The organism is Sphaerisporangium rhizosphaerae, from assembly GCF_042665155.1.
GTDB lineage: Bacteria > Actinomycetota > Actinomycetes > Streptosporangiales > Streptosporangiaceae > Sphaerisporangium > Sphaerisporangium rhizosphaerae.
Genome location: NZ_JBHTCG010000032.1, coordinates 73,325 through 97,838 on the forward strand (window position 1 = coordinate 73,325; position 24,514 = coordinate 97,838).

Annotated in this window: 21 protein-coding genes; 12 read left to right on the top strand and 9 right to left on the bottom strand. The window is 74.7% G+C overall.

Features of this window, described 5'->3' with window-relative positions; all coding sequences use genetic code 11:
* The first annotated feature begins 111 nt into the window (after positions 1-111).
* The 9 genes from ACFQSB_RS32490 (at position 112) to ACFQSB_RS32530 (ending at position 10,632) form a co-directional block, all read left to right on the top strand.
* The gene (locus tag ACFQSB_RS32490; protein WP_380830663.1) at positions 112-1,470 is read left to right on the top strand and encodes an FAD-binding oxidoreductase; all 1,359 of its coding nucleotides are present in this window, start codon (positions 112-114) and stop codon (positions 1,468-1,470) included.
* A 78-nt stretch (positions 1,471-1,548) separates the two neighbouring features.
* A complete protein-coding gene (locus ACFQSB_RS32495; RefSeq protein ID WP_380830664.1) occupies positions 1,549-3,357 on the top strand; it encodes a serine/threonine protein kinase in 1,809 nt (602 codons plus the stop codon).
* A gap of 243 nt (positions 3,358-3,600) precedes the next feature.
* Positions 3,601-5,199, top strand: coding sequence for an acyl-CoA carboxylase subunit beta (locus tag ACFQSB_RS32500; protein ID WP_380830665.1), 1,599 nt, complete (start codon positions 3,601-3,603; stop codon positions 5,197-5,199).
* Between the two features lie 4 nt (positions 5,200-5,203).
* On the top strand, positions 5,204-7,486 hold the full coding sequence (locus ACFQSB_RS32505; protein ID WP_380830666.1) for an ATP-binding protein: 2,283 nt from the start codon (positions 5,204-5,206) through the stop codon (positions 7,484-7,486).
* Entirely contained in the window at positions 7,483-8,289 is an 807-nt protein-coding gene (locus ACFQSB_RS32510; protein ID WP_380830667.1) for an enoyl-CoA hydratase-related protein, read from the top strand. Before ACFQSB_RS32505 ends, ACFQSB_RS32510 begins: the two co-directional genes overlap by 4 nt.
* A gap of 198 nt (positions 8,290-8,487) precedes the next feature.
* Complete coding sequence (locus ACFQSB_RS32515) at positions 8,488-8,994, top strand: DinB family protein (protein ID WP_380830668.1); 507 nt, start codon at positions 8,488-8,490, stop codon at positions 8,992-8,994.
* A 136-nt stretch (positions 8,995-9,130) separates the two neighbouring features.
* A complete protein-coding gene (locus tag ACFQSB_RS32520) occupies positions 9,131-9,373 on the top strand; it encodes a hypothetical protein (protein WP_354839466.1) in 243 nt (80 codons plus the stop codon).
* A gap of 72 nt (positions 9,374-9,445) precedes the next feature.
* Entirely contained in the window at positions 9,446-10,297 is an 852-nt protein-coding gene (locus tag ACFQSB_RS32525) for a helix-turn-helix domain-containing protein (protein ID WP_380830669.1), read from the top strand.
* 77 nt (positions 10,298-10,374) lie between these two features.
* A complete protein-coding gene (locus tag ACFQSB_RS32530) occupies positions 10,375-10,632 on the top strand; it encodes a hypothetical protein (RefSeq protein WP_354931844.1) in 258 nt (85 codons plus the stop codon).
* A gap of 7 nt (positions 10,633-10,639) precedes the next feature.
* On the opposite strand, the gene ACFQSB_RS32535 is transcribed toward ACFQSB_RS32530, so the two are convergent.
* From ACFQSB_RS32535 to ACFQSB_RS32550, 4 genes are all read right to left on the bottom strand, one after another.
* Positions 10,640-11,704 (bottom strand): leucine-rich repeat domain-containing protein, encoded by a 1,065-nt coding sequence (locus ACFQSB_RS32535; protein ID WP_380830670.1) that lies wholly within the window; start codon positions 11,702-11,704, stop codon positions 10,640-10,642.
* On the bottom strand, positions 11,704-12,342 hold the full coding sequence (locus ACFQSB_RS32540) for a TetR/AcrR family transcriptional regulator (protein WP_380830671.1): 639 nt from the start codon (positions 12,340-12,342) through the stop codon (positions 11,704-11,706). Before ACFQSB_RS32540 ends, ACFQSB_RS32535 begins: the two co-directional genes overlap by 1 nt.
* A 102-nt stretch (positions 12,343-12,444) precedes the next feature.
* The gene (locus ACFQSB_RS32545; protein ID WP_354839452.1) at positions 12,445-12,861 is read right to left on the bottom strand and encodes a ferritin-like domain-containing protein; all 417 of its coding nucleotides are present in this window, start codon (positions 12,859-12,861) and stop codon (positions 12,445-12,447) included.
* Positions 12,862-13,035: 174 nt separating this feature from the next.
* On the bottom strand, positions 13,036-14,604 hold the full coding sequence (locus ACFQSB_RS32550; protein ID WP_380830672.1) for a phytoene desaturase family protein: 1,569 nt from the start codon (positions 14,602-14,604) through the stop codon (positions 13,036-13,038).
* 102 nt (positions 14,605-14,706) lie between these two features.
* On the opposite strand from ACFQSB_RS32550, the gene ACFQSB_RS32555 reads away from it, so the two are divergent.
* From ACFQSB_RS32555 to ACFQSB_RS32565, 3 genes are all read left to right on the top strand, one after another.
* Complete coding sequence (locus ACFQSB_RS32555; RefSeq protein WP_380830673.1) at positions 14,707-15,684, top strand: pseudouridine-5'-phosphate glycosidase; 978 nt, start codon at positions 14,707-14,709, stop codon at positions 15,682-15,684.
* Positions 15,685-16,743: a carbohydrate kinase family protein gene (locus ACFQSB_RS32560; RefSeq protein ID WP_380830674.1), complete on the top strand. Its 1,059-nt coding sequence runs from the start codon at positions 15,685-15,687 to the stop codon at positions 16,741-16,743. It begins immediately after the preceding gene.
* A gap of 252 nt (positions 16,744-16,995) precedes the next feature.
* Entirely contained in the window at positions 16,996-18,912 is a 1,917-nt protein-coding gene (locus ACFQSB_RS32565) for a hypothetical protein (RefSeq protein WP_380830675.1), read from the top strand.
* 58 nt (positions 18,913-18,970) lie between these two features.
* On the opposite strand, the gene ACFQSB_RS32570 is transcribed toward ACFQSB_RS32565, so the two are convergent.
* The 5 genes from ACFQSB_RS32570 to ACFQSB_RS32590 form a co-directional block, all read right to left on the bottom strand.
* Positions 18,971-19,420 carry a GNAT family N-acetyltransferase gene (locus ACFQSB_RS32570; RefSeq protein ID WP_354839439.1) on the bottom strand — a complete coding sequence of 150 codons (450 nt, stop codon included), beginning with the start codon at positions 19,418-19,420 and terminating at the stop codon, positions 18,971-18,973.
* A gap of 133 nt (positions 19,421-19,553) precedes the next feature.
* Positions 19,554-19,970 carry an ester cyclase gene (locus ACFQSB_RS32575; protein ID WP_354839437.1) on the bottom strand — a complete coding sequence of 139 codons (417 nt, stop codon included), beginning with the start codon at positions 19,968-19,970 and terminating at the stop codon, positions 19,554-19,556.
* Positions 19,971-20,159: 189 nt separating this feature from the next.
* Positions 20,160-21,326 (bottom strand): acyl-CoA dehydrogenase family protein, encoded by a 1,167-nt coding sequence (locus tag ACFQSB_RS32580; RefSeq protein ID WP_380830676.1) that lies wholly within the window; start codon positions 21,324-21,326, stop codon positions 20,160-20,162.
* A gap of 5 nt (positions 21,327-21,331) precedes the next feature.
* Positions 21,332-22,381 (bottom strand): hydroxymethylglutaryl-CoA lyase, encoded by a 1,050-nt coding sequence (locus ACFQSB_RS32585; protein WP_380830677.1) that lies wholly within the window; start codon positions 22,379-22,381, stop codon positions 21,332-21,334.
* Complete coding sequence (locus ACFQSB_RS32590) at positions 22,378-24,510, bottom strand: acetyl/propionyl/methylcrotonyl-CoA carboxylase subunit alpha (RefSeq protein ID WP_380830678.1); 2,133 nt, start codon at positions 24,508-24,510, stop codon at positions 22,378-22,380. The genes ACFQSB_RS32585 and ACFQSB_RS32590 overlap by 4 nt, the downstream gene beginning before the upstream one ends.
* Between the last annotated feature and the right edge of the window lie 4 nt (positions 24,511-24,514).

Consider the following 24,514-nt stretch of genomic DNA (forward strand, 5'->3'; position numbering starts at 1 on the left):
CCCACCCCAGGTGCACATCACTTCGCCGCTTTCGCACCGGCCCTCCGGAGCCGGGACGGGGGATTCCGGTCCGGCTCGGCACGCGCGGCGGGAGAACGTACAGTCACAGACGTGAATCCCGTTGACTCCCTCATCGACGCGCTGCCCTCCGGCCGGGTTCTGACCGATCCGGACGTGGCCGGTTCCTACGCCCGCGACCAGACCTTCCTGGAGCCGGGCAAGCCGCTGTGCGCGGTGGCGGCGCAGACGCGCGACGACGTGGTGGCCACCATGCGCTGGGCGAGCGAGCACCGCGTCCCGGTGGTGCCCCGCGGGGCGGGCACGGGGCTCGCGGGCGGGGCGACGGCCGTCGAGGGCTGCGTGATGCTGTCTCTGGCCCGCATGACCGCCATTCGCGAGCTGTCCCCCGCCGACGAGGTCGCCGTCGTCGAGCCCGGCGTGATCACCGCCGACCTCGACCGGGCCGCCCGGGCGCACGGCCTGATGTACGCCCCCGACCCCTCCTCCTACGAGATCTCGACGATCGGCGGCAACCTGGCCACCAACGCGGGCGGGCTGCGGTGCGTGCGGTACGGCGTCACCCGCGACTCCACGCTCGGCCTTGAGGTCGTGCTGGCCGACGGCAGGATCCTCGCCACCGGCGGCCGCACGATCAAGGGCGTCACCGGCTACGACCTCACCGGGCTGTTCGTCGGCTCGGAGGGCACGCTGGGCGTCATCACCGCCGCCACCCTGCGGCTGCGGCGGGCGCCGTCGGTCCCGCCGGTCACGATCGCCGCCGAGTTCCCCTCGCCGCGCGCCGCCGGGGACGCCGTCGCCGCGATCGTCGCCGCCGGCTGCCAGCCGCTGCTGCTGGAGCTGATGGACCGGGGCACCCTGGAGGCCATCGACGCCTGGAAGAACATCGGCCTGGACCCGGGCGTGCGGGCCATGCTGATCGCCCAGGCCGACGGGCATCTGCCCGGCGACGCCGCCGAGATGGAGCGGCTGTGCGAGGCCAACGGCGCGGGCTTCGTCGCGGTGTCCTCGACGCCGGAGGAGACCGAGGAGCTGATCGGGCTGCGCCGGCTGGCCTACACCGCCAAGGAGCGGCTGGGCGCCTGCCTGGTGGAGGACGTCTGCGTCCCCCGCTCGGCGCTGCCCGACATGATCACCCTCATCGAGCGGGCCGCCGTCCGGCACGACGCGCACATCTGCACGGTCGCGCACGCCGGGGACGGCAACCTGCACCCGGTGTTCATCTTCGACCGCGGCCTGCCCGAGCCGCCGCCCAACGTCTGGGCCGCGGCCGACGAGGTCTTCCGCGCGGCGCTGGAGCTCGGCGGCACGCTGACCGGCGAGCACGGCGTCGGCCTGCTCAAGCGCCGCTGGCTCGGCCTGGAGAGCGGTCCGCTCGTGACCGAGGTGCAGCAGGGGATCAAGCGCGTCTTCGACCCCCTCGGCATCCTCAACCCCGGCAAAGCGATCTGACAGCGCCCTTTACCTGGGGCCCCACTGGTACCGTTCATCACGCGAAGTGCTGACATATCGCTTTATCGGGGGTCTGGGGTGGCACAGGGGCTCACGGACGAGGACCCGCGCCGGCTGGGCGCCTACGAGATCGTCGGCCGGCTGGGAGACGGTGGCCAGGGGGTGGTGTACCTCGGCCGCGCCGGCGCGGGCGAGCCCGTGGCCATCAAACTGCTGCACGCCCGGCTGTCGGGGGACGCCGAGGCGCGCTCGCGGTTCCTGCGCGAGGTGTCGGTCGCGCAGCGGGTGGCGCGGTTCTGCACCGCCTCGGTGCTGCACGCCGACCTGGCCGGCAACCAGCCCTACATCGTCAGCGAGTACGTCCCCGGCCCGTCCCTGCGCCAGCTCGTCGACCGGGAGGGCCCGCGGCGGGGCGCCGCGCTGGACCGCCTGGCGGTCTCCACGGCCACCGCGCTCGCCGCCATCCACCGCGCCGGCATCCTGCACCGCGACTTCAAGCCCGCCAACGTGCTGATGGGCCCGGAGGGGCCGGTCGTCATCGACTTCGGCATCGCCCGCGCCCTGGACGCCCCGGGGGCCACCGCCACCGGCGACACCCTCGGCACGCCGTCCTACCTCGCGCCCGAGCAGCTCGCCGGCGCGGCGGTCACCCCGGCGGTCGACGTGTTCGCCTGGGCCGTGACCATCGTCTTCGCCGCCACCGGGCGCCCGGCCTTCGGCGCGGACTCCATTCCGGCCGTGATCAACCGCATTCTCAACGAGGAGCCGGACCTCACCGCCCTGGACGGTCCGCTGCGCCCGCTGGTGGCCGCCTGCCTGGCCAAGGACCCGGCCCGCCGCCCGCAGGCCGACGACCTGGTCGCCCACCTCCTGGGCCGCCCCTCCCCCGCCCCGAGCGGCGCCTTCGCCACCGGCCAGGGGCCCGTCCCGGGACCCGGCCACGCTCAGGGACCCGGCCACGCTCAGGCACCCGCCGGGCAGGCGCCCGGCCGCGCTCAGGGTCCCGCCGGGGCGGCGCCCGTCCATGGTCAGGGAGGCGGTCCCTCGGGGCCCGCGGCCGGTGGGCCGGGCCGGGCGGCGGGTGATCCGCGGCGTCCCGGCGCCACCCGGCACGGCGGCAAGCCGCGCGCCGGGCGCACGGCCGCCCTCGCGATCGCCTCCGGGCTGGCCGCGGCGGTCGTGACCGCGGGCACCGTCGTGCTCGCGCAGTCGGGCTCCTTCGGCAACCAGGCCGCGCCGGCGAGCACGGCGTCGCCCGGCGCCGGGCCCACCGTGGACGCGACGGTGGGCGGGGTGGAGTCGCCCTCCGAGCCGCCGCCCGCCTCGCCGTCCCGCACCCGGCGCGCCACCCCCACGGCCAGGGCGAGCGCCACCGGCCTGCCCGCGCCGCCGTCCACCGGCCCCCGGCACTCCGCCACGCCCTCGCGCGGCCCCTCCGCGGCGCCGTCGCGCACCCCGACTCCGAAGGCGACGCCCACCCCCAAGCCGTCCCCGTCGCCGACCAGGAAGCCCTCCCCCAGCGCCAGCCCCAAGCCGTCCGCGACCCCGAAGCCCTCCCCCAAGCCGAACCCGTACACGGCGGCCGGGGTGTGCGGCTCCGGCTACAAGGCCGTGGACTCCCACTCGCTCGGATCGGCCACCGTCTACCTGCTCTACAGCGGCGCCGCGGGCAAGAACTGCGTGGTCACGATGGGCAAGTACGTCACGCCGCAGAAGGTGAAGATGGGCGTGCTGCTCCAGGTCAAGGGCGGCGCGACCGGCTCCGACAGCGGCTCCTACACCGCCTACGCGGGCCCGGTCCGGGTCGCCGCCAAGCAGGTCTGCGTCATCTGGGGCGGCTCCTACGGCACCGCCTCCTGGAAGAGCGGCTGGTCCCACTGCGGCTGACGCCGCGCCGCGTCCCCGCCCGAGTCCTTCCCCGCGGCCTGGTCCGCCCATCCCGCGGCCTCGTCCACGGCCATCCCGGCGCCTCATCGGCGGTCCGGCCGGCGGCGCGGGCCGAAGATCCCCCCGGCGGGCCCGGGTGTCGGGGCGGTGTACTACGTTCTGAGCCCAGGCACCGAGTACGGGCGCCGGGCGCGACCGCCCGGGACGCCCTCCGGGGCGGCGACGACGCGGAGGAGGTGGCGGATGGGCGTGATCGGCGGCCGGCTCGACTCGACGAGCGCCGACTACCTGGCCAGGCGCGCGGCCATGCTCGCCCGGCTCGGCGAGCTGTCGGCCGAGCAGGACAAGGCCGTCGCGGGCGGCGGCCCGAAGTACGTCGAGCGCCACCACCGCCGCGGCAAGCTGCTCGCCCGTGAGCGCGTCGAGCTGCTGGTGGACCCCGACTCCCCGTTCCTGGAGCTGTCGCCGCTGGCGGCCTGGGGCACCGACTTCCCGGTCGGCGCGAGCGTGGTCACCGGCATAGGGGTCATCGAGGGCGTCGAGTGCGTGATCATCGCCAGCGACCCGACCGTGCGGGGCGGCACCTCCAACCCCTGGACCCTGCGCAAGACCCTGCGCGCGATGGACATCGCGCTGGAGAACCGCCTGCCGCTGGTCAACCTGGTCGAGTCCGGCGGAGCCGACCTGCCGACCCAGAAGGAGATCTTCATCCCGGGCGGCCGGATCTTCCGCGACCTCACCCGCCTGTCGGCGGCCGGCGTCCCGACGATCGCGCTGGTCTTCGGCAACTCGACCGCCGGTGGCGCGTACGTCCCGGGCATGAGCGACCACGTGGTCATGGTCAAGGAACGCGCCAAGGTCTTCCTCGGCGGCCCGCCCCTGGTGAAGATGGCGACCGGCGAGGAGTCCGACGACGAGTCGCTGGGCGGCGCCGAGATGCACGCCCGCGTCTCGGGCCTCGCCGACCACCTGGCGGCCGACGAGCACGACGCGCTGCGCATCGGCCGCCGCATCGTCGCCCGGCTCAACCGGCGCCGGCCCGTCCGCCCCGCACCGAACGGCGCGCGGCCCCCGCTGCACGACGAGGACGAGCTGCTCGGCGTCGTCCCCGAGGACCTCAAGATCCCCTTCGACCCGCGCGAGGTGATCGGCCGGATCGTCGACGCCAGCGAGTTCGACGAGTTCAAGCCGCTGTACGGCGCGAGCCTGGTGACCGGGTGGGCCACCCTGCACGGGCACCCCATCGGCATCCTGGCCAACGCGCGCGGCGTGCTGTTCAGCGAGGAGGCCCAGAAGGCCGCCCAGTTCATCCAGCTCGCGAACCAGGCGCGCACGCCGCTGCTGTTCCTGCAGAACACCACCGGCTACATGGTCGGCAAGGAGTACGAGCAGGGCGGCATCATCAAGCACGGCGCCATGATGATCAACGCGGTGTCCAACTCGACCGTGCCGCACCTCACCGTCGTCATGGGCGCCTCCTACGGCGCCGGTAACTACGGCATGTGCGGGCGGGCGTACGACCCGCGTTTCCTGTTCTCCTGGCCGAGCGCCAAGTCGGCGGTCATGGGCCCGGCGCAGCTCGCCGGAGTGCTGTCGATCGTCGGGCGGGCCGCGGCCGAGGCGCGCGGCCAGGTGTACGACGAGGAGGCCGACGCGGCGATGCGGCAGATGGTCGAGGCCCAGATCGAGGCGGAGTCGCTGCCGTTCTTCCTGTCCGGCCGGCTCTACGACGACGGGGTGATCGACCCGCGCGACACCCGCACCGTCCTCGGGCTGTGCCTGTCGGCCATCGCCGGCGCGCCCGATCCTGCGCCCGCCGGTTTCGGCGTCTTCCGGATGTGAGCACGTGATCAGACGACTACTGGTGGCCAACCGCGCCGAGATCGCCCGCAGGATCTTCCGCACCTGCCGCGAGCTGGGCATCGAGACGGTGGCCGTGTTCGCCGGCGACGACGCCGCCTCGCCGTACGTCGCCGAGGCCGACCTCGCGGTCCGGCTGCAAGGCGAGCGGCCGGCCGAGACTTATCTCGACGCCGCGGCGCTCGTCGAGGCGGCCCTGCGGGCGGGCGCGGACGCCGTCCATCCCGGGTACGGGTTCCTGTCGGAGAACGCCGCGTTCGCGCGCGCCGTGCTCTCGGCCGGGCTGACCTGGGTCGGGCCCGGTCCGGACGCCATCGCCGCGATGGGCTCCAAGATCGGCGCCAAGCGGCTGATGGCCGAGGCCGGCGTCCCGGTCCTGCCGTCGCTGACCTTCGCCCATCCGGCGCCGGCGGGCGAACGGCCGGCGGGTCCCGCGGTCGCGGGTGAGCAGCCGGCCGATCCCGCGTTCGCGGGTGAGCGGCCGGCCGGTTCCGTACCCACGGGTGGGGAACCGGCGGGTTCCGGCCCGGAGGGGGCGGGCGGCGACGGCCTTTCGTTCCCGGTGCTGGTGAAGGCCTCGGCGGGCGGCGGCGGGCGCGGGATGCGTGTCGTGCGCGACCCGGCGGAGCTTCCGGAGGCGGTCGCGGCGGCCGGGCGCGAGGCGCTGGCCGCGTTCGGGGACGGCACCGTGTTCGCCGAGCCGCTGCTGGAGAACGCCCGGCACGTCGAGGTGCAGGTCCTCGCCGACGCGCACGGCACCGTGTGGACGCTCGGCGAGCGCGAGTGCTCCATCCAGCGCAGGCACCAGAAGGTCGTGGAGGAGACGCCGTCGCCCGGGGTCTCCCCCGGCGTGCGAGCGGTGCTGCTGGACGCCGCCGTCCGGGCCGCCGAGGCCATCGGGTACGTCGGCGCGGGCACGGTGGAGTTCCTCGTCGCGGGCGGCACGGTCGCCTTCCTGGAGATGAACACCCGCCTGCAGGTCGAGCACCCGGTGACCGAGTGCGTGTACGGCGTGGACCTGGTCCGCCTGCAACTGCAGATCGCCGAGGGCGCGCGCCTGCCGGCCGCGCCGCCCGAGCCGAGCGGCCACGCCATCGAGGTGCGCCTGTACGCCGAGGACCCCGCCCACGACTGGCGCCCGCAGAGCGGCACCCTCCACCTGTTCGAGATCCCCGGCGTGGACGCCCGCTTCACGGTGCCGGCCGCGGCGCGCGAGGCGCGAACCGCGGCGCCCGTCGCCCGGCCGGTGGACGACCGCGGGCCCGCTGCCACCCGGCCGGTGGACGACCGCGACCCTGCTGGCTCCCGGCCGGTGGGCAGCGGCGAGCCGGATCTCGCGCCGCCGGTGGACGGCCGCGAGCCCGCTGAGGGCCGGGTGGCCGGGCCGTGCGGCCTGCGGCTGGACTCGGGGGTGGAGAGCGGGTCGGTGGTCGGCGTCCGGTACGACCCGATGCTGGCCAAGGTGATCGCCTGCGGCCCCGACCGGGCGGCCGTGGCGCGGCGGCTGGCGACCGCGCTGGCCGGGGCCCGCCTGCACGGCCTGACCACCAATCGCGACCTGCTGGTGCGCGTCCTGCGGCACGAGGCGTTCCTCGCGGGCGACACCGACACCGGATTCCTCGACCGGCACGACCTGCTCTCCGCGCCCTCCCCCGCCGGCGACCCTGACGGCGCCGTCCTGCCTGTTCTCGCGCTGGCCGCGGCGCTGGCGGCCGCCGCCGCCAACCGGGCCGCGGCCCCGGCGCTGGGCGGGCTGCCGAGCGGCTGGCGCAACGTGCCCTCCCAGCCGCAGCGGGCGGCCTTCGACGGGCCGGAGGGCCGGGTGGAGGTCGCCTACCAGCTCACCCGGGACGGACTGGCGGCCGAGGGCCTGCCAGAGGTGGAGCTGGTCTCGGCCGCCCCCGAGCAGGTCGTCCTGGCCGTCGGCGGGGTGGTGAGCCGGTTCGCCGTCGCCCGCTACGACGACGTCGCGCACGTGGACGCGCCGCTCGGCTCGGTGCGGCTGGTCGCGCTGCCGAGGCTGCCGGAACCGGTGACGCGCGTCGCCCCCGGCTCTCTGCTCGCGCCCATGCCGGGTACCGTTCTGCGCGTCGAGGTCGCCCCCGGCGAGAAGGTCGACGAGGGGCAGCCGATCCTGATCCTGGAGGCGATGAAGATGGAGCACCGCATTTCCGCCCCGGCGGCGGGCGTCGTCTCCGCGCTGAACGTGGCGCCGGGGCGCCAGGTCGAGGCCGGGGCCGTGCTCGCCGTCATCGAGGAGGGCCGATGACCGCGCTGGTCGGCTACCAGGCCCGCGGCGGCGTCGCGACGGTCACGCTCGACTCCCCCGCCAACCGCAACGCGCTGTCGGTCCGCCTGCTCGGCGAGCTGGAGCGGGCCCTGGACCGGGCCCTCGCGGACGAGGGCGTGCGCGTCATCGTGCTCACCGGCGCCGGGCCGGTGTTCTGCTCGGGCGCCGACCTGAAGGAACAGGCGCCCGCCGCGGACGCCCGGCCGCACGACGCGCCGGTGACCGCGACCTTCCCGGGCGTCATGAGCCTGATCTGGGACAGCCCCAAGCCGGTGATCTGCCGGCTGAACGGCACCGCCCGCGCGGGCGGGCTCGGGCTGGTGGCGGCCTGCGACTTCGCGATCGCCCCCGACTCCGCGACGTTCGCCTTCAGCGAGGTGCGGCTCGGCGTGGTCCCCGCCATGATCTCGGTCACCGTGCTGCGCCGGGTGGAGCCGCGCGCCGCCGCCGAGTACTTCCTGACCGGCGAGGTGTTCGGCGCCGCCCGCGCCGCCGAGATCGGCCTGCTCACCCGCGCGGTGCCGGCCGGGGACCTCGACGCGACGGTGGAGCACTACGCCGGCATGCTGCTGCGCGGCGGCCCCGAGGCCCTGGCGATCACCAAGCAGCTCGTGCGCACCGTGCCGTCCCTGCCGGTGGAGGAGGGGATGCGCCGGATGGCCGAGCTGTCCGCGCAGCGCTTCACCTCACCGGAGGGCCAGGAGGGCATCCGGGCGTTCATGGAGAAGCGGCCGGCGTCCTGGATCCCCCGGGACGAACCCGCCGCCCCTTCACAGACCTGACCTGAACTGACGGACCCGACCGGACCGGACCCGACCGGACCCGACCGGAGCCGACCCGACCCGGGCCGACCCGGCCGGCCCGACGGGTCCTGAGGCATCCCATCCCCAAGGCGTACCCACGCCGCCGGGCCGGCGAAGGCGCAGGTCAGATGATTTAATCGTTCGACAGCGAGCACCACGTCCGAAATGCTGCCCTCCATGAATACACGCACCGATATTCCGTCCGCCTGGGACGAGCGGGCCACGCTGGAGACCCTTCTCGACTACGTGAGGGCCACCGTGCACGCCAAGTGTGAGGGGTTGTCGGAGGAGAACGCGCGCAAGGCCCTGCTGCCGTCCTCGCCGCTGACGACGATCAGCGGGCTGGTGAGCCATCTGCGCTGGGTCGAGTACTCCTGGGTCCAGGTCCGGCTCCTGGGCGAGGAGGAGCACGCGCCGTGGACGGAGGAGGATCCCGACCGCGAGATGCGGATCGCTCTGGAGATCCCCCTGAGCCGGCTCCTCGCGGAGTACGAGGAGCAGTGCGCGCGCTACCGCGAGCTGCTGGCCCCGCTCAGCCTGGACACGGTGGCCAAGGAGCCGCTCCGGGACGGGACGCGGGTCACGCTGCGCTGGATCCTGCACCACCTCGTCGAGGAGACCGCCCGACATAACGGTCATATCGACATCCTGCGGGAGATGCTGGACGGCGTCACCGGTGACTGACCAGCCAGGCACATGACCGGCAGCCGGGGAGCGCGGGTTATCTACTGGACATAGGGGACAGCGACGCCCTCTTTCCTCTACAATTGCGCGCAATTGCGGCCAAATGGGGGCCTCGCGGGGGGAAGGACGGTCGGTCATGCGTCTGCGTTTTCTCGGCTCCACCTCGGAGGCGGGCGCCTGCCCTTCGCTCTACGAGACCGACCGCGGCACCTTCGTCGTGCAGGGCGTGACGCTCACCGACCCCGAAGCCCGCGGCGACCTGCGGCACGTGCTGGACGGCGAGTCGGCCGTCGAGGTGCCCCGTGAGCTGCTCGTCGAGATCGCGCGCCGGGTGCTCGGCGTCCCCGGCCCGTCGGCGGGCGTCGCTGATCACGAATAGGGAGATCCCTATGGCATGGCCGCGGCGGCGGGTCTACCCTCGGGCGAGTTCTGTCGCCGACGGGAGGTGAGCGTGAGCGGCTTTCAGCAGGCGCGGATGGACCTCGGCACCCGGCTGCGCCAGTTGCGCGAGGCCGCCCAGCTGTCCGGCAAGGACCTCGCGGCCCGGCTCCACTGGCAGGCCTCCAAGGTCTCCCGCATCGAGAACGCCCGGCAGAGCGCCACCGAGGACGACGTCATGCTGTGGTGCCAGGCCGTCGAGGCCGCGCCGGACGTGCTGTCCGACCTGGTCGGCCGGGCGGTCGCGCTGCTGGACCGGCAGGACTCCTGGCGCCAGCGGCACAAGAGCGGGCTGGCCGGGCTGCAGGAGGACGTCCGCGACCTCGAGGCGCGCGTCACGCTGTTCCGGGTGTTCGAGCCGGGCGTGGTGATCGGCCTGCTGCAGACCGCGGAGTACGCGCGCAACATCTTCACCAAGGTCCACCGGGTCTACACCGGCGCCGACGACATCGACGCCGCCATCCGGGTGCGCATGCGCCGCCAGGAGATCCTCTACGATCCGGCCCGGCGGTTCCGCTTCCTGCTCCCCGAGGCCGCGCTGCGCTACCGGCTCGCGCCAGACGAGGTGATGCGCGGCCAGCTCGACCGGCTGCTCGCCGTCACCACCCTGCCCAACGTCGAGTTCGGCGTGATCCCCTTCGAGGCGCAGCTTCCCTCCGCCCTGCTCAACGGGTTCTGGATCTACAACGAGTCCATGGTCGGCGTCCCGACGCGCACCAAGGACCTGCTGCTGCGCGATCCCGACAGCGTGGCCTTCTACGCCGGCGCCTTCGAGGAGCTCTGCGAGGTGGCGGTGTTCCGCGAGGAGGCCAGGGAGGTGATCGTCCGCGTTCTTGTCGACTTCGCGAAACAATCGGCGTCTTGACCTCCACAATTGCTTGCCCCGGTCGGCAAGATCATGCAATCCTGACCTTCCACAGGGCTGACGCGGAGGTGGGGCGCATGCTGGACACCATGTCCTGCCTCGAACGGTTCGCCTCCGCGACCCGGCTGCACATCGACCTGTCGGTGCAGGTCATCGGCGACACCCCGCCCCGCGTCCGGGTGCGCAACCGCTTCAGCGACACGCTGGCCGAGGTCGTCACCTGCAGCCCGCAGGGCGTCTTCCTCACCTCGTGGGGCTACCGGCTCGGCACCACCGACGACATCGACGGCGCCGCCGCCCGCCTGGCCTACCTCCTCGCCGCGCTGCCCGCCTGAGCCGTCCTCACAGCAGCACGGCGCACCCTCGACCGCGCAGCACGTGAAGCGGCTCTGAGCCGGGGTCGTCCAGTTTGTTCCAGCGGAGGTCGAGCTTCTCCAGGCGCGGCAGGGCGGCGAGCGCGCCCGGAATCTCGCGGAGCCGGTTGTTGCGCAGGTCCAGATGGGTGAGGCCGGTCAGCCCGCCCACCGACTCCGGCAGGCGGGTCAGCACGTTGTCCCGCACGTCCAGCACGCGCAGCCCGTCCAGGCGGCCGATCTGCTCGGGCAGCGCGGCCAGCCGGTTGCCGCGCAGATGCAGCTCGCGCAGCGAGGACAGCCGGCCGAACGACGCGGGCAGGGCCGTGAGGCGGTTGCCGTACAGCCTGAGCTCCACCAGCGCGGCCAGGTCGCCGAGGCTCGCGGGCAACTCGGTCAGCCGGTTGTCGGTCAGGTTGAGGTACGCCAGCCGCCGCAGCCGCCCGAGGGACGCCGGCACCGCGGTGAACCCGTTGTCGCTGAGGTAGAGGTAGTCGGTCAGGCCGTCCAGGTCGCCGATCGCGGCGGGGATGTGCTCGATGGCGTTGTGCCCGAGGTCGAGCATGCGCAGCCCGCGCAGGCGGCCGATGGCGTCGGGGATGTGGGTGAGCGCGTTCTCCGCCAGATTGAGCGAGCGCAGGCCGGTCAGCCGCCACAGCCCCTCGGGCGTCCCGGTCAGCCGGTTGCCGCCGGCCGACAGGTGCCGCAGTCCGGCCATCCGGTCCAGGCCCGCGGGCAGCGCGGCGATGCGGTTGCCGTACAGCGACAGCGTGGACAGCCCGGTCAGGCCGAGCAGCGCCGCGGGGAAGGCGTCCAGCGCGTTGCCGTCCAGGTGGAGCTCGCGCAGGGCGCCGAGCCGCCCGATCTCCTCCGGCAGGCCGGTGAGCCGGTTGCCGTCCAGTCGCAGGATCGCCAGCTCGCGCAGGCGGCCGATCTCCGGCGGGACCGCGGTGATGCGGTTCCAGGCCAGGTCGGCGCGGCGCAACCCCGGCAGGGCGTGGATCTCCTCAGGGAACCGCTCGAGTCCGGCCCCCGCGGCCGAGAACGCCTCCATCAGGGGGCGGGGAAGGCCGAGCGGGGCAGGCCGACCTCGCGGGCGGCGGCGATGCGGGCGTGCTCGAGCAGTCGCGTCCTCGAGAGCACCGACGGGTGGAGCGTGTAGCGGATGATCAGCCCGTCGAGCATGCCGTCGAGGCGCTCGGCCGCGCCGCGCGGGTCCTCACAGGAGAACTCGCCGGAGTCGACGCCCTCCTGGATCACCCGCTCGACCGCGCCGATCCACGCGGTCTCCAGTTCGAGCAGGTTGTCGCGCACGACCGTCTCGCGCAGCCCGGTGGCGAACGCGTCGATCCACAGCAGCCAGCTCTGGTCGGTGCGCGAGCGCGGAATGTAGAACGACAGCACCTGGTCGAGCCGGTCGACGGCCGTGCCCGCGCCCTCCACCAGCTCGCGCAGCCGGGCCACCTCGCCGTCGATGGTGGCGCGGAGCATCGCGGTGATCAGGTCGTCCTTGGTGGCGAAGTGATAGTGGATGAGGCCGCCGCTGACGTTGGTCGCCTTGGCGATGTCGGCGACGCGGGTGCTGGAGATGCCCCGTTCGAGCACCACCCGGCGCGCGGCCTCCAGCAGCTCGGCCCTGCGCTGGTCGGCCTGGTCGGCCCGGCTGCCTCGTGTTCTCTCCGCACCCCGCACGGCCCAGATCCTACTCCGCCTCTCCCCGCCCATCGGCGTGAGAAGGGCCGCGGGACGGCGCGGCAAGGCAGGTGTGTCCCCGCCGCGCCGTCCCCGGGGAGGTCATCGGCCGAGGGCCCCCTGCAGGTCCATCACGTGGTCCTGCGTCTGCTGCAGGAGCGGGCGCAGCGCCTCGGCCACGTCGTGCAGCCCGAGCTCCATGGCCTGGCCGACCCGCTGGCGGTAGCGCTCGAGCTGTGTGACCTCCAGGTCCAGGTCGAGCTGGAGGGCCTCGGCCCCGTCCGGCACGTTAGGGATCTTCGGGATCGTCACCGACGGCACCCCGCCGAGGAAGGCGATCTGCGTGGCGAGCGTCAGGGCGTGCTCCAGCTCCTGGCTCAGGTGGGCCCTGAGCTCCTCGATGATGCTCTGGTACTCGGCCCCCTTCACCGTGGCGGTGTGCTGCGTGTACTGCACGATCGAGCGGAACTCGCTCTCCAGGTCCTCGTTGAGGAGAGCGACGAAACTGTGCTGGTCCATGCGAGATCATTCCCTCGGTGAGCGGTAGTGCGGCGTCCTACCCGCGATCGCGCCGTCGATGCGGGCCGGCGTGGAAAGACGCCGGGCGAGCTCGTACCGGGACCGGGCGGCGCGGGAACGTTCCCGGCGCCCCGGCTCCGGCATCCGGCTCCGGCATCCGGCTCCGGGCCGTTCTCAGGCGCCCGCGGTCAAGATCGCCATGGCGGCGTTGCGGCCCGGGATGCCGCTGACGCCGCCGCCCCGGCGGGCGCCCGCGCCGCACAGCAGCACGCGCTCGTGCGCCGTCTCCACGCCCCACCGGCCGGCGTCGGCGGCGTCCTCGGCGAACGGCCAGGACAGGTCCTGGTGGAAGATGTGCCCACCGGGGAGCCCGGCCTCGGTGGCGAGGTCCACGGGGGTCTTGGCCTCGACGCAGGGGACGCCGTCGGGGCCGCGGAGCAGGCAGTCCTCCAGCGGCTCGGCCAGGACGGAGTTCACCGAGCGGAGGGTGGCCGCCAGCGCCTCCCGCCGGGAGGCGTCCGGATCGGCGCGGAAGAGCCGGGCGGGCATGTGCAGCCCGAACAGCGTCATCGTCTGCGCCCCGGACGCGCGCAGCGACGGGCCGAGGATCGAGGGATCGGTCAGCGAGTGGCAGTACACCTCGGCGGGCGGCAGGTCGGGGATCCGGCCGGCCGACGCCTGCGCGTACGCCCGATCGAGCTGGTCGCGGGCCTCGTTGATGTGGAAGGTGCCGGCGAACGCCTCCGCCGGGTCGACGGCGTCGTCCTTCAGGCGCGGCAGCCGGGACAGCACCATGTTGACCTTGAGCTGGGCGCCCTCGGGCTCCTCGCCGGACGCCGCGCCGAGCAGCCGGGCCAGGACGGCGGGCGGGGCGTTGACGAGAACGTGCTCGCCGGTCACGGCGTGCTCTGCGCCGTCTTCGTCCCGGAACGTGACCGCGGCGCGTCGCTCGCCGCCCGGACCGGCGGCGGCGGGGTCGAGCGCCAGCACCTCGGCACCGGTGCGGAGGTCGGCGCCGCCGCGGCTGGCGGCGTCGGCGAGCGCGCCGCTGACCGCGCCCATGCCGCCGACCGGCACGTTCCACTCGCCGGTCCCGTCGCCGATGACGTGGTAGAGGAAGCAGCGGTTGGCGAGCAGCCCGGACGCCGGGTCGGCGAAGGTGCCGATCAGCGCGTCGGTCAGCACGACGCCCCGCACGACCTCGTCGGCGAACCGCTCGGCCGCCGTCTCGCCGATGGGCCGCTCGAACAGCGCGCTCCACGCCTCGGCGTCCCCGACGGCCTCGCGCATGGCGGCGCGGTCGAGCAGCGGCTCCAGCAGGGTCGGGGCGACGCGGCGAGCCACCTCGGCCGTCATCCGGTAGAAACGTTCCCACTGCTCGTGGTCGGCGGCGCCGCCGGTCACGCGGGCGAAGGAGGCGGCGGTGCGGGCGGCGTCGGCGTTGTCCACCAGCAGACCGGTCGCGCCGACGGGGGTGTAGGAGGCGAAACGGCGCCGCAGCAGGGTGACGGGCAGGCCGAGGTCGGCGACGATCCGACCGGGGAGCAGGCTGACCAGGTAGGAATAACGGGACAGGCGGGCGTCCACGCCGGGGAAGGCCCGCGCGGACACCGCGAGCCCGCCGAGGTAGGGCTGCCGCTCCAGCACCAGCACGCGGCGGCCCGCCTTGGCCAGGTAGGCGGCGGCGACCAGGCCGTTGTGCCCTCCGCCCACGATCACGGCGTCGTAATGCGACCGGTGCATGACAAACGCTCCTAACCGGGACAGTACGGTGAGACAGCACATCAGGGGAACATCTCCCCGGGAGACATCAGAGCGTACAGACGGAGAGGACCCAGAGCCAGAATGCGTACGACCGGCCCCGGCGAGACGATCATCCAGACCTCCGGCGAGGTCGCCGAGGCGCTCGCCACGGGAGCCCCCGTGGTGGCGCTCGAGACCACGATCATCTCGCACGGCCTCCCGCAGCCCCGCAACCTCCAGGTCGCGGTGGAGCTGGAGGAGCTGGTCAGGCAGGCCGGAGCCGTGCCGGCGACCATCGCCGTCCTGGACGGCGTGGCCCGGGTCGGCCTGGACGCGGGCATGCTGGAACGCGTCGCCACCGAGCCGGGCCTGCGCAAGCTCGGGTTCCGCGACCTCGCCCTGGCCGCGGCGCTCGGGGCCAGCGGCGCGACGACGGTCTCGGCCACCGCGTTCCTCGCGGCGCGGGCCGGCATCCGCGTGTTCGCCACCGGCGGCCTCGGAGGCGTGCACCGCGGCTGGACGACCGACCAGGACGAGTCCGCCGACCTGGACATGCTCGCCTCGACCCGGATCACCGTGGTCTGCGCGGGCGTGAAGTCCATCCTCGACGTGCCCGCCACCCTCCAGCGGCTGGAGACCCGCGGGGTGAGCGTCGCGGGGTACCGCACCGACGCCTTCCCCGGCTTCTACCTGCACTCCTCGGGGCTGCCGGTGGACTGGCGGCTGGAGAGCCCCGAGCAGGCGGCGGCGGTGATGCGGGCGCAGGACGGGCTCGGCGGCCCCGCGTCCGCGCTGATCGTCGCCAACCCCGTGCCGGCCGACGAGCAGCTCGACCCGGCGCTGCACGACCAGGTGCTGGCCGAGGCCCTCGCGGCGGCCGACCGCGAAGGGGTCACCGGGCAGGCGATCACCCCGTTCCTGCTCGACTTCCTGGTCCGCGGCACCGGCGGCGCCTCCCTGGAGGCGAACCTGGCCGCCGTCCGGGGCAACACCCGCCTCGCCGGCCGCATCGCCGCCGCCTGGTCCTCCGCCGCCGCCCCTGGCGTCCCCGCCGTCCCCGTCCCGGCGGCGGAGGGCTGAGTGGCGGGCCTGCTCGTCATCGGAGACGCCGTCACCGATGTCGTCGCCCTGCACCGGACACCGGTGGCCACCGGCACCGACACCCCGGCCGACATCGCCGTGCGCCCGGGCGGCTCGGGGGCCAACACCGCGTCCTGGGCCGCCCACCTGGGCGCGGACGCGCGCATCCTCACCCGCGTCGGGTACGACACCGGGCAGTGGCACATCTCCGAGCTGCGCGCGGCCGGCGTACGGCCGCACGCGTCGGTGGACCCGGCGCACCCCACGGCGGTCGTGATCGCGATGGTGGACGCGAGCGGGGAACGATCCATGCTCACCAACCGGGGCGCGGGCGGGCGCATCGGGCCGGCCGACTGGGACGACGCCCTGCTGGACGACGTCGGCCTGCTGCACATCTCGGGGTACACGCTGTTCGCCGAGCCGGGGCTGGACCTGGTGCGCCGCGCCGTGCGGGCGGCCCGCGGCCGGGGCGTGCCGATCAGCGTCGACCCCGCCTCGACCGGGCCGCTGCGCGCCTTCGGCCCGGACCGCTTCCTGCGCGAGACCGCCGCCGCGACGCTGATCATCCCCAACCGCGACGAGGCCCTCCTCCTGGCCGCCGGGGACGACGCACTCCCTCCCACCACCGCAGACGACGCCCTCGCCCTGCCCACCACAGACGACGCCGCCGCCCGGAACGCCAGGGACGCCAGCGACGCCGGGGACGACGCCGTCGCCGGGAACGGCGAACGGGACCGGAGCAACGGGCCCGGCGCCGTGGAGCGGGCGGCGGCGGCGCTCAGCGCGCGGTACGGCATGGCGGCGGTGAAGCTCGGCGCCGCCGGGGCGGTCCTGGCCGTCGGCGGGCGGGTCGTGCACCGCGCGGCGGCCGTCCCCGCCACCGGCGCGGCGGGGATCGTCGACTCCACGGGGGCCGGGGACGCCTTCGCCGCGGGCTTCCTGACCGCGCTGCTCGCCGGCCGCCCCGCGCCCGCCGCCCTGGATGAGGGCTGCCGGGCCGGCGCCGCCGCGGTCGCCCGGCTCGGCGGCCGTCCCCCCTCCCGTCCCCCGGCCCTCTGACCTGCCCGCCGGCGGGCGCCGCCACCGGCCCGACGGCGGTGAAGGGGCATGGCGGGCACGGGGCACGAGGGCATGGCAGGCGCGGCGAGAACGGCGGGCAGGGCGGCGGATCGGGGTGGCGATGAGGGCCGTGCGCGCCCCCGGGCGCCGCGCGAGCCGCTATGTTCTCCCTTGATGGCGCTAATTGATAGCCTCCGGCGTAAGCTGCACCATTAGCAACATGCGTCACACTCGGGAGGATGCGGTCAGCCGATGGACGCCGATTCAATGATCTGCCTGAGTGATCTCGTTCCGGCTCTGCGCTGGAGCCGGCCTCAGCAGATCGCCGAGGTGCTCGCCGACCCCCGGCTGCCCGGGGGATGGTGGGCGTCGGTCACCCTCAGCCGTGCCCTGGGCACGACCGGTGTCGAGTGGCTCTGCGACCGTCTCTCGCGGCTGGCCGTCAGCCGCTGGGACCACATGGCGCTGACGGACGTGCTGCCGGCCCTGCAGGTCCACGCCGGCGACCCGGCGCTGCCCGGCTGGCCCGAGCCCGCCCGGTCGGCCGTCAGCGGCATGGGCGGCATCCAGCGCCTGCGCCGGCTCAGCCCCGCCGACCTGCGCGTCCCCGCGGTCCCCGCCTCGGCCGAGGTGATCATCACCGCGCTGTTCCGCGAGGTCCTCGGCCGGGTGCCCGCCGTCTCGCCGCAGGTGCCGCCGCCCGCCGGCGCGCCGGGCGCGACCCACCCCGCCCAGCGCACCGGCCCCCACCCGGTGCAGCCCGGCCCCGTTCCCGGACAGCCGGGCGGGCCCCAGCAGGGCGTCCCGCAGCCCGGACAGCCGGGCCTTCCCCCGCAGGGCGTCCCCGGGCAGCCCGGCCCGGCCCCGCAGGGTGTCCCCGGGCAGCCGGTCTTCTCCTCACAGCCGGGGCAGCCGGGGCAGCCCGCCGTGCCGTACGCCGGGCATCCCACCGGGCCGCAGGGCCGGCCGGCCGGGCCACGCCCGGGAGCTCCCGCCGGGCCCTTCCCCGGGCAGCACACCGGGCCGCATCCCACGGTGAACGGCGTGTCCCGCGCCCCCTACGCCGAACCTCCGGCGCCGCCCGCCCCCGCGACGCCTCCGCCGCCGCCGGTGTCGGACAACCCGCTGGTCCGGCTGGTGGACGCGGTGTTCCGCGAATGGACGCCCCTGGAGCGGGCCGTCGCGATAGAGCGGCTGTTCGCCGAGCAGCCGGTCAGCCTGCGCACGCTGGCCCACGAGCTGCACGTCGACCGCGACGTCCTCTCGCAGGCGCAGCGGGCCGCCGAGGAGCGGGTGCTGCAGTGGCTGCGCTCGCCGGAGTCCACGGCGGTGACCGGGCACCTGTTCCGGCTCACCGAATGGCTCGGCGTCGCCGCCACCGAGGACCAGCTCATCGGGGCCGACCCCGCGCACCCGATCGAGGTCCCCTCGCTGGGCACGCCGCTGTGGCGGGTGCTGGTGGCGCTGATGCCGGACCGCCGCCTGCAGGACGGCTGGCTGGTCGTCGGCGACCTGACCCGGCTGCGCGAGCGGACGGCGCAGATGCTCGGCGACAAGACCTCCGGCGAGGACGCCGTCGAGATGCTGACCCAGGTCGGCATCCGCGCGCACTCGGCCCAGGCGTGGATCGAGGCGCTGCCCAAGGCGATGACGCGGGCGCCGGAGCCGATGGCCACCACGACCAACGGGTTCGCGCCGCTCCCCCGTCGCACTCCCGGGGCCAACGGCCACCAGATGCGCGGCGGCCTGCCCATCCCGTCGGTCGCCGACAACCTGCCCGACGCCCAGACGGCTCTGGCCGCGCTGACGGCGCTGTCCGGCCCGCCCCGGCCCCACCTGGTGCCCGAGCCGCGCGCGGCCACCCAGGCGCCGATTCCCGGTCCGGCGTCCGACCCGCGCCGCTGGCAGCGCATCGACGTGACCCCCGAGCACCTGCGCGGCGAGCCGGTGCCCGTGCCCGAGGGGTACGCCACCCAGCTCGGCATGCGCCCGGGCACGCTGCTGTCGGTCACCGGGCCCGGAGAGAACGCCGTGGTGCTGGTCTGGCGCGACCGCCAGCCGGTGTTCGACTCGCTCCAGCCGGTGCTGATGCGCCTCAACGCCCGGCCGGGCGACGCGGTGTACGTCACGGTGGAGGGGTACCGCCTGGACGCGCAGCTCACCTCCTGACCCGGCCGCCGGGCCGCCGGCGGGCCCGTGAGCGGGCCCGCCCGTGAGCGGTCGCGCGTCAGGCCGGGCGGTCGGCCTTGAGCACCTTGCGGTAGTAGGTTCCCGCGGACTCGTACTCCAGTGCCGCGTAGAACTCCGGCGCCCGCCGGGTCGCCAGCGCGATGTACCCGGCGTCGCGGGAGCGCGCCCAGGTCTCGAACTCCTCCAGCAGCGCCCGGCCGAGCCCGCGCCGGCGGAAGCCGTGCTGGGTCATGGCCTCCTCCACCCAGGCCACGTGGCCGTTGGCGAACAGGGTGAGGTGCACGAAGCCGAGCAGGTACCCGCGCACCGTGCCGCCCACCGTCACGACCAGGAGCAGGGCGTCGGGGTTCTCCAGCAGGCGGGGGAAGGCCGCGTCGAACGCCGATCGCTGGGGACGGAAGGACATGGCGAACTCGCGGGTGAGCCCGAAGATCTCCTCGATGTCCTTCTTCTCAGCCCTTCGCACCAGGAGATCATCAGAAGTCATGAAAAGGACTTTAGGGAGTCGATGGCGGGTTCGTCCATTCGGCGGCCTTCCGCGGGCCCCGTGACGCCTGGCGCGGGAGTGCCGCGGGGGACGAAGGGGCGGGCCGGAATCGAGCCCAGGGGTGCCGGGAACATCAGAACGCGCGGTCCTTGCCGGGCATGGCGTACCCGAGCTGCGCCGCCAGCTCGAGCTGGTCGAAGTAGAGCCGGTGACTGGCCACGGCGCCGTCCTCGATGGTGCACACCGAGCAGCAGCGGATGGCGATGGGGCGGCCGGTCGCCTCCGCCACCTCCCCCGCCGCCATGATCAGCGGCCCTTTGTGCGTGCCGGTGACCATGAACTCCAAAATGGTGCTCTCACCCGCCGTGACCAGCAAAGAGGGGGTCACCACGGAGTCGGGGAAGGCGCCGATCCAGTCGGCGTAGTAGGAGAAGATCTCGTCCAGCCCCTCGGCGATGCCTCCCGGCGCGACGGTGACCGCACGGGGCGCGTAGCACCGTGTGATCGCCTCGACGTCGTGGCTGTTGTAGGCCTCAGTCAGCCGAATCATGATTTCACTGGCCTCGGACATCGGGACGGACCTTTCTCGCGGCAGGGGCCGACGAAGGCGGCACGCGGCGGGCGCGACCGGCTCGGCGAGCCGGCCGGACGCACCCCCCGATGCCCCCATGTTGCACGATAGCGCAGGTCACAGCGCGGACACCCCCCGCAGATCAGGCCTTGACCCGCGATCTGCCCCCTACGCGGGCATGCCGAGCTGCCGGGCGATCAGCATGCGCTGCACCTCGCTGGTGCCCTCGCCGATCTCCAAAATCTTGGCGTCGCGGTAGAAGCGCCCGACCGGGAACTCGTTCATGAAGCCGTACCCGCCGAAGATCTGGGTGGCGTCGCGGGCGTTGTCCATGGCGGCGTTCGAGCTCACCAGCTTGGCGATCGCCGCCTCCTTCTTGAACGGCTCGCCCGCCAGCATCTTCTCGGCGGCGTGGTAGTAGGCCAGGCGGGCGGTGTGCGCGCGCACCTCCATGTCGGCGACCTTGAACTGGATGGCCTGGTAGCGCCCGATCTCCTGCCCGAAGGCCCGCCGCTCCTTCACATAGCGCAGGCATTCGTCGACGCAGCCCTGCGCCAGGCCCACCGACAGCGCGGCGATGGCGACGCGGCCCTCGTCCAGGGTCTGCAGGAACTGCGCGTACCCCCGGCCGCGCTCGCCGAGCAGGTTGGCCTCGGGCACCCGGCAGTCGGCGAAGGACAGCTCCCTGGTGTCGGAGGCCGACCAGCCGACCTTGGAGTACTTCTTGGACACCGTGAACCCCGGGGTGCCGGAGGGGACGATGACAGTGCTGATCTCCGGCGCCGGGCTCCCGTCGGCCCGCTCGCGCCGGCCGGTGATCGCCGCCACGGCGACGAACCCGGTGATGTCGGTGCCGGAGTTGGTGATGAACGCCTTGGAGCCGTTGACCACCCATTCGCCGGCGTCCAGCGCGGCGGTCGTGCGCATGCCGCCCGGCACGTCGGAGCCGCCGCCCGGCTCGGTCAGGCCGAAGGCGCCGAGCGTCTCGCCGGAGGTCAGCCGGGGCAGCCACTCCTGCTTCTGGGCGGCCGTGCCGAACCGGTAGACGGGCATGGCCCCCAGGGAGACCGCGGCCTCCAGGGTGATGGCCACCGAGGAGTCGACGCGGGCCAGCTCCTCAAGGGCCAGGCACAGCGCGAAGTAGTCGCCGCCCATGCCGCCGTACTCCTCGGGGATCGGCAGCCCGAACAGTCCCATGCGCCCCATCTGGGCGACGATGTCGTACGGGAAGGCGCAGCGCTCGTAGTAGTCGGCGATGACGGGGGCGACCACGTCCCGGGAGAACTCCTCGACGCTCTTGCGCAGCGCCTCGTACTCGTCGGTGAGCCGGTGCATGCTCTTCACTCCTGTTCTGGGGCCGGCGGCCCGGGGGGTCTCCCCGTGGCCGGCTCGGAGGGTCGCTCCGCCGGGGGTCCGGCGGCCTGGCCGGCCTCCGGCGCGCCGGCCCGCGTGGTGGCGGGCCCGGCGGCCAGGGCCTGGACGACTCGGGAGGGGCTCGGGCGGCCGAGCTCCCCGGCCAGCCACGCGCTGGTCTCCACCAGCGATGCGAGGTCGACGCCGGTCTCGACGCCGAGGCCGGACAGCATCCAGACCAGGTCCTCGGTGGCCAGGTTGCCGGTGGCGCTCTCCGCGTACGGGCAGCCGCCGATGCCGCCGGCCGAGGCGTCCACGACGCTCACCCCGGCGCGCAGCGCGGCCAGGGTGTTGGCCAGGGCCTGGCCGTAGGTGTCGTGGAAGTGCACGGCGAGCCGCTCGGGGCCGACGCCCGCGTCGGCGAAGGCGCGCAGCAGGGCGGTGACGTGGCCGGGGGTGCCGACGCCGATGGTGTCGCCGAGGGACAGTTGCGTGCAGCCCAGCTCCAGCAGCCGACGGCCGTGCCGCACGACCTGCTCGATCGGCACCGGTCCCTCCCACGGGTCGCCGAAGCACATCGACAGGTAGGCCCGGACGTCCAGCCCGCCGGCGCGGGCGCGCTCGACCACGGGGGCGAACATCGCCATCGACTCCTCCACGCTCCGGTTGAGGTTGCGCCGGGCGAAGGACTCGGTGGCGCTGCCGAAGACGGCGATGTCGGTGACGCCGAGGGCGAGGGCGCGGTCCAGGCCGCGCTCGTTGGGCACCAGCACCGGGTAGCGGACGCCGGGCACGCGGTCGAGGCGTCCGAGCAGCTCCTCGGCGTCGGCGAGCTGGGGCACCCACTTGGGGTGGACGAAGCTGGTCGTCTCGATGGTGGTCAGACCGGCCCGGGCGAGCCGGGCAACGAACTCGGCCTTGGTCGCGGCCGGCAGGACGGTGTCCTCGTTCTGCAGGCCGTCCCTGGGCCCGACCTCGTAGATCGTCACCCGGGCGGGCAGTCCCTCCAAGGGCGCCCGGAACGGTGCGCGCATCATGATCCCTCCTCGGCGGCCGGGGCGCCCGCCGGGTCGGCGGGCGCGGGGCGGATGACGGCGAGGACCGCGTCCATGTCGACCGGACGGCCGGCGCGCACGGCCAGTTCGGCGACGATGCCGTCGGCGGGGGCGGTGACGGTGTGCTCCATCTTCATCGCCTCGACGATCACCAGCGGCTGCCCCTCGGTGACCTGCTCGCCGGGGACGACCTTGACCAGCAGGACGGTGCCCGGCATGGGGCTGCGCACCACCCCGTCGCCCGCGCCGCCCGGCCCGGCGCCGGCGCCGCGCTCCCCCGCCTCGTGCGGCGTGAGCGCCCAGGACCGGCCGTCGCGGCCGAGCCAGACGACGCCGCCGTCGAGGGCGCAGGCGAAGCGGGAGGTCACGCCGTCCATGGTCACCCGGTCGGCGTCGCCGTCCCGCGCGAGCCGCGCTCGCACGGCCGCGCCGTCCGCGACGGCGACCTCGCACCCGCGGGCGGGCAGGCCGCGCACGCGGACGGCGGCCGTCTCGCCGCGCGCCGCGAGCAGCCAGGTCGTCCAGGCGGGCTCGCCGACGCGCCAGCCGTCGGGCACCTCCCACGGGTCGTCCCCGGCGCGCCGGGCCAGCTCGTCGTGCAGCACCAGGGCGGCCGCGGCGAGCACCTCGCCCGGCGGCGCGCCGCCCGGCGCGCGGCCGCCGGCGACCTGGCCATCCGGAACGCCCTTCGCGGGGGAACCCGCCGAGACGGAGCCCTTCGCGGGGGAACCCGCCGAGAGGGAGCTCACCCCGACGGGTCCGCCGCCCTGGGCGGCGTCGAGGAGGGCGCCGAGCCGCTGGTCGATCAGCCCGGTGCTCAGGCGGCCCGCGGCGACGTCGGGGTCGGCGAGCAGGGCGCGCAGGAAGGCGATGTTGGTGGTGACGCCGAGAACTGTGGTAGCGCGCAGCGCCGCGTCCAGCCGCCGCAGGGCCTCTCCCCGGTCCGGCGCCCAGGCGATGATCTTGGAGAGCATCGGGTCGTAGTCGCTGCCGACGACCGTGCCGGGCCGAAGACCGGAGTCCACGCGCACGTCGGGCCGGTCGCCGGGCTCGGCCAGGGCGAGGACCGTGCCGCCGGTGGGCAGGAAGTCACGGGCCGGGTCCTCGGCGTACACGCGGGCCTCGACGGCGTGGCCACGCAGCCGCACCTCCTCCTGGGCGAACGGCAGCGGCTCGCCGGCGGCGACGCGCAGTTGCAGCTCCACCAGGTCCAGGCCGGTGACCAGCTCGGTGACCGGGTGCTCCACCTGCAGGCGGGTGTTCATCTCGATGAAGTAGGCCGGGTGCCCCGGCTCGTCTCCGGCGACGATGAACTCGACGGTGCCGGCGCCGACGTATCCGACCGAGCGGGCGGCGCGCACGGCGTCCTCGCCCATCCTGCGCCGGGTCTCCTCATCCAGCAGGGGGGACGGCGCCTCCTCGATGATCTTCTGGTGCCGGCGTTGCAGGCTGCACTCGCGCTCGCCGAGGTGGACCACGTTGCCGTGCGCGTCGGCGAGCACCTGGATCTCGATGTGCCGGGGCCCGGCGATGTACCGCTCGACGAGCAGGGTGGCGTCGCCGAACGCGGCGGCGGCCGTGCGGCGGGCCGATTCCAGGGCCTGCGGCAGCTCCGCGGCCGAGCGGGCGACCAGCATGCCCTTGCCGCCGCCGCCCGCCGACGGCTTGACCAGCACGGGGAAGCCGATGCGCAGGGCGGCCTCGGTCAGGTCGTCCGGCTCGGCGCCGCCCGGGACCACGGGGACCCCGGCGGCGGCCACCGTGGCCTTGGCCCTGATCTTGTCGCCCATGGCCTCGACGGCCTCGGCGGGCGGGCCGACGAAGACGACGCCCTCCTCGGCGCAGCGCCGGGCGAAGGCGGTGCTCTCGGCGAGGAACCCGTAGCCGGGGTGCACCGCCTGCGCGCCGGTGCGCCCGGCCGCCGCCAGGACCTCCTCGACGGCGAGGTAGCCCGAGGGCAGGCGGACGGCGGCGTCGGCGGCGCGGACGTGCGGGGCGCCCGCGTCTGCGTCGCTGTACACCGCCACCGACCGCACGCCGAGCCGGCGCAGCGTCCGGATGACGCGCAGCGCGATCTCGCCGCGGTTGGCGACCAGAACGGTGTCGAACATCGAG